Annotated in this window: 1 protein-coding gene and 1 rRNA gene; both read left to right on the top strand. The window is 47.5% G+C overall.

Annotated features, from left to right (window positions below; translation table 11 throughout):
- The first annotated feature begins 104 nt into the window (after positions 1–104).
- Positions 105–220, top strand: a 5S ribosomal RNA gene (rrf, locus tag DI14_RS14790).
- A gap of 135 nt (positions 221–355) precedes the next feature.
- Positions 356–1,272 (top strand): hypothetical protein (locus DI14_RS14785; RefSeq protein ID WP_034809926.1); only part of this gene is annotated, 917 nt, incomplete at its 3' end.

The following is a 1,272-nucleotide window of genomic DNA, read 5'->3' as shown; positions in this document are numbered from 1 at the left end:
TGCCAGGCAACATGAGACGGTCGAGCATAGCGCTCGATCGTTTTTCTTATGTAATGTATGTAGACAGTTGACGTAACGCAAAACATATGCTAATATAATAATTGTCTAGTGGCGATAGCGAAGTGGTCACACCCGTTCCCATGCCGAACACGGAAGTTAAGTACTTCAGCGCCGAAAGTAGTTGGGGGTTTCCCCCTGTGAGGATAGGACGTTGCTCGGCCAGCGCAAAGGACGATTGAGCAAATGCTCGATCGTCCTTTTTTGTCGTTCAGACTGAAACTTTCGAGACGTTCTTTCGTACAGATAAGAGACCGATAGAACGAAGACCTCAAAGCAAGCGAAAGGAGAACCTAACATGACCGATTTTCATCAACAACAACTTGATTTGCAACAGCGTCTCTCTGAACGAAATCGACTCACTCGCAAGTTGAAAACACTTGATAAACAAATTGCCGAACATGAAACGGTGCGAAAGCAACTGCTAAACTCCTTCACGAAAGAACAGCGTGACGTGTATGATTTAGAGTCGTTCTCGCTCGTTAATACGTGGCGAAAGTTTCGCGGGACGTTCAATGAACAAAAAACAATCGAATTGGAAGAGGCAGCCCGGGCCGAATTGAAGTTACGAGTACATGAGAAGATGATTGATGAGTTGGAGCTCGAACGCCGCGATCTTCGCGAGACGTTTGAAGTGTATAGAGACATCGATACGGAATGGGAACGATTTTTGGAAGCGAAAGAAGCTCGGCTAAAACAAGATCCCGACGTTAGAGAAACGTTGTATCGTCTCACAGACGAACAGGCAGATACGAGTGAGGCGTTAATTGAATACAATGAAGCCATTGTTGCAGGACGGTCGGCTCGTGCAGCGATCGCGAAGACGCTTAAACATCTCGACAGCGCGAAAGGGTGGTCGACGTATGACACGTTCTTCGGCGGTGGGTTGATTGCGACAGCGATGAAACATGATGCCATTGACGCCTCTGAACGAACGATGCATGAACTTCAATCCGCGCTTGAACGCTTCTCGCGGGAACTCGATGACGTGAAAGAAGTCGTCAGCGGCTTACACGTTGAACGTGGATCGCTCATTCAGTTCGCGGACTATTTCCTCGATGACATCTTCTCCGAATGGACGATGCATGGACGAATTAATGAGTCACTTGATAAGGTGAATGGCCTCGATCGTGAAATCGAAAAACTCATCGAACGCATGATGCGACAAGTCGAACGTTTAGAACGGCGACGTGAGGAGACCGAAAACAAACGAAA

This window comes from Exiguobacterium sp. AB2 (assembly GCF_000696055.1).
GTDB lineage: Bacteria > Bacillota > Bacilli > Exiguobacteriales > Exiguobacteriaceae > Exiguobacterium > Exiguobacterium alkaliphilum.
The sequence above is the reverse complement of the archived record's forward strand: the minus strand, read 5'-3'. Positions and strand labels throughout refer to the sequence as shown.